Below are 3,597 nucleotides of genomic sequence, written 5' to 3' on the forward strand. Positions count from 1 at the left end.
GGCGGTGGGATTCTCCCACCGCCCGCTTCCGTGTGTACCGGCCGGTGCCTGCCGGCCGGTGCCCGCCGTGCGGCCTCAGCTGGTGTGCTTGCTGTGGTCGGTACCGATCTCCTCCCAGCCGCCCAGGGTGGTCTGCAGCGACTTGACCAGCTTGTCGGTGCCCACCGCGACCCACTTGCGGCCGACGAGGTAGAAACCGCCGTAGTCCTTCGCGTCGTTGATCCACTCACGCTGGCCGCGGTCGGTGGCGAAGGTGGCGAAGACGAACTTGCCCGCCGGGACCTTGCAGATGGCCTGGCGGACCTCGTCGGAGTCGATCTGCATGTCCGGGGTGCACTTCACCTTGGCCGCCAGGCTCTCCAGGCTGCCGGTCGCGGTGACCGGGATCTTCGTCTCCGCACTGCTGTCGCCGGATCCGCAGCCCGCCAGCGCCAGTACGGCCACGGCGCCGGCCGCCGCGAGCATCGGTCGGGTCAACCTCATCTGTTCCTCCGGTCGCGTTGCTGGCCCTGGGGTGCCTCCGGGGGCCCTCCCCTTCGATACGGCCGCGGGGCACGGGGCGCTCAAATCGAACGCGGATCCAGGATGCCGTGGTCACCCGGGCGGCGGTGACCGACCAACGACTGGCTCGTTCTCCAGGACGTGCAGTCACAGGATGTAGCCCAGCGTCACGCCGCCGCCTCCGCCGGGGTCCCGGGGCCGGCCGTCGATGTCGAGCAGGCCGAGGCCGCGCTCGTCGAGCACTACCCACGGCTGGTCCGGCTCGCCTATCTGGTGCTGCCGCCCGGCCCCGGCCGCGGCCGCCGCGTCCTGACCGCGCACGCCCTGGTCCAGCGGGCGCTGCCCCGGGGCCGCAGGCCGGCCCCCGTCGTGCCGGCCCAGCCGACGGGCCGGGACACCGACCCCGGGTACGCGCTCGTCCGCCTCGAAGTGGTGCGCTCGGCGCTGGCGGCGGGCCGGCCGTTCCGGTTCACCGCATGGCCCACCCGCGCCCAGCTGCCGCCGCTGGTTCCCCAGGTGTGGGGCCTCAGGCTCTTCCCGCGCTCCGGGGGCGCCGACGAACTCGCCCTGGACCAGCGGCTCGGCACGCTCTCCGGGCCGGCGCGGGCGGCGTACGCGCTGCGCGGTCTCGAACAGCTCCCCGACGGCGACGTCCGCGGCATCCTCAGGGCGGCCGGGATCGAGCACCCGGAGGGCGCGCTCGCCGAGGCGAACGGCGTCCCGGCGCAGTACCCGCTGCTCGACTCCCCCGAGTTCGACCCCTGTTTTCTCCAGGCCCGGCCCACCGACCTGCTGCGCCGCCGCCGGCACACCAGGGCCGCGCTGGCCGCGGCCGCCGCGCTCGCGGTCTGCGGGGCGCTGGTGGCGCTGCCCGGCGGCGGCTGGGGTGCCGACGGCGCGGCCGCCCCGGTGTACGCGGGGAACCCGGCGGCCCGGGCCGCCCTGGACCCCGCCCAGGTGACGAAGGTCCCGGCCACCGCGTGGCGGACGGCCGCCCGCACCGACTTCTCCGTCTGGCCCGCGCGCGGCGCCCTCACCGGTGACACCGCTCTGCTGCGCCGCGCCCTGGCGGTCTGGGCCCGCCCCGGCGCCACCGTGCGCGTCTCGGCGACCCCCGGCACCCAGACGGGCGGCCCGGCCGGACCGCCCCAACTGCTCTACGCGGGCCTCGTCGACAGCGCCCGCGTGGTGGTGTTCTACGACGGTCTGCGCATCGCCCGCTACGCCGAGCCGAAGGACGGCACCGCGGGTGCGGCACTGGACTTCGCCCGCGTCGACGGCGCGACCGGCCTGGAGGCGAGCGCCCTGGTCCTCGGCCGGGCCGACGGCAACGTCCGCTATCTGACGGCACCCTGGGTGACCGGAGTCGCCGAGCGGGACCTGATGAAGCCGGCCTCGCCGGCGACGGACGTCGCGGTGACCGGCGGCGTGACCGGTCCGCTGGCCAGTGGCGCGCTGCGGCAGGGGGCGTGCACCTCGTGGACCGTGCTCCAGCTGACCGACGCCCAGGGGGCGGGGCTCGCGACCGACCTGGGCGAGCTGGTGCCGGCCCGGCTCACCGCCGGGCGGCCCGGGGAGACCGGCGAGGACTCCGGGGCGGTGGCGCGGGACTGGGCGCCGTACGCCTGCTCGCTGACCGCGGAACGCTCGGCGGGGGTGCGCGGCGTCAACGCGTGGGCGTTCGCCGAGCAGCCGCTGCCGGCCGGCGGTGGCACCGGGTCGTGGGTGTGCACCCGGGCGGAGACCTGGCGGGGCGACGGGACGCTGGCCCTGGCCCAGTTCCGCACCCCGGGCAGCCGGTTCGGGGCGGTGGTGGCCAAGGGGACCGATGTGACCGCCTGTGGTCCGCGTGATCCGCAGGTGCTGGCCGGGGTGTTGTGGAAGTCCGGGAGCGGCCAGTGGTACCTGCTGGCCGCGGGCGGCCGGGACACCACGTCGATCCGGGCGACCGGCGGGGTCACGGCGTCGGCGCCGGGCTCGTTGCTGGTGGCCAGGGCGAAGCAAGGGGCCCAGGCCGCTCTGAAGGGAACGCTGGCGGGCGGGAGCGAGATCCGCGGGCTGCGGTGAGCCCGGCGCCGCCGGATCCTGCGGAGCCTGCCAACCGCGTCCCTCGGGAAGGGAGATGGCACGCCGGGGCATGCCGCTCCCGGACACGGAGCGTGCCGACTCGATGCTGGTTCGTGTGTCCCGGACGGGCGACGGGAGGCTTGGGCCGATCAAGTGAACCCGGGTGACCGGTCGGGGCCGCGGGAGGCCGAATCCGATCGGTAAAGTGTTCGCATGAGTACCGGGGTACGCCGCAGACTTGGGGTCGAAGAGCGACGGCAGCAGTTGATCGGCGTAGCCCTCGAACTGTTCAGCCGCCGCTCGCCCGACGAGGTCTCCATCGACGAGATAGCCTCGGCCGCGGGTATCTCGCGGCCGTTGGTGTACCACTACTTCCCCGGCAAGCTCAGCCTGTACGAGGCCGCGTTGAAGCGGGCCGCGGAGGATCTCGCGGGGCGCTTCACCGAGCCGCACGAGGGGCCGCTCGGCGCCCGGCTGCTGCGCGTGATGCGGCGCTTCTTCGACTTCGTCGACGAACACGGCCCCGGTTTCGCCGCGTTGATGCGCGGCGGCCCCGCCGTCGGCTCCTCCGCCACCAACGCGCTCATCGACTCCGTACGGCAGGCCGCGTACGAGCAGATCCTCTCCCACCTCGGTGTCACCGAGGCCCCGGCCCGTCTCGAACTCGTCATCCGCTCCTGGATCTCGCTCGCCGAGTCGACGGCGCTGATCTGGCTGGACGGGCGGCGCATCCCGCGCGGCGAGCTGGAGGTGCAGCTCGTGCACGACTTCGCCGCGCTGACGGCGGTGAGCGCCTCGTACGACGAGGAGATGACCGCGTTGGTGAAGCGGATGGTGGAGGGCGAGCCGACGGACGGCCCGTTCGCCGACCTGGCGGCCCGGCTCATAGCGCTCGCCGGCTGACCCGGCCCTCGTACGTCCGGTACGAGAAGGACCTAGTAGTGCTTCGTTAGGTTCTGCCCTGTCTGTGGCGGCTTCGTTGGGTGGGTAGGGGTCGTCCGCAGGTGGTGCAGGTACCGACCCAGCACC

The 3,597-nt window shown here is 74.5% G+C and carries 3 protein-coding genes; 2 read left to right on the top strand and 1 reads right to left on the bottom strand.

Going from position 1 to position 3,597, the window contains the following annotated elements; genetic code table 11:
* Positions 1-75: 75 nt before the first annotated feature.
* Positions 76-483, bottom strand: coding sequence for a hypothetical protein (locus tag AB0958_RS44820; protein ID WP_366896243.1), 408 nt, complete (start codon positions 481-483; stop codon positions 76-78).
* 159 nt (positions 484-642) lie between these two features.
* On the opposite strand from AB0958_RS44820, the gene AB0958_RS44825 reads away from it, so the two are divergent.
* Both AB0958_RS44825 and AB0958_RS44830 read left to right on the top strand, forming a co-directional pair.
* Complete coding sequence (locus AB0958_RS44825; RefSeq protein ID WP_366896244.1) at positions 643-2,568, top strand: hypothetical protein; 1,926 nt, start codon at positions 643-645, stop codon at positions 2,566-2,568.
* Positions 2,569-2,781: 213 nt separating this feature from the next.
* Positions 2,782-3,471 carry a TetR/AcrR family transcriptional regulator gene (locus AB0958_RS44830; RefSeq protein WP_366896245.1) on the top strand — a complete coding sequence of 230 codons (690 nt, stop codon included), beginning with the start codon at positions 2,782-2,784 and terminating at the stop codon, positions 3,469-3,471.
* The last annotated feature ends 126 nt before the right edge of the window (positions 3,472-3,597 follow it).

The organism is Streptomyces sp. NPDC006655 (genome assembly GCF_040703965.1).
Taxonomy (GTDB): Bacteria; Actinomycetota; Actinomycetes; order Streptomycetales; family Streptomycetaceae; genus Streptomyces.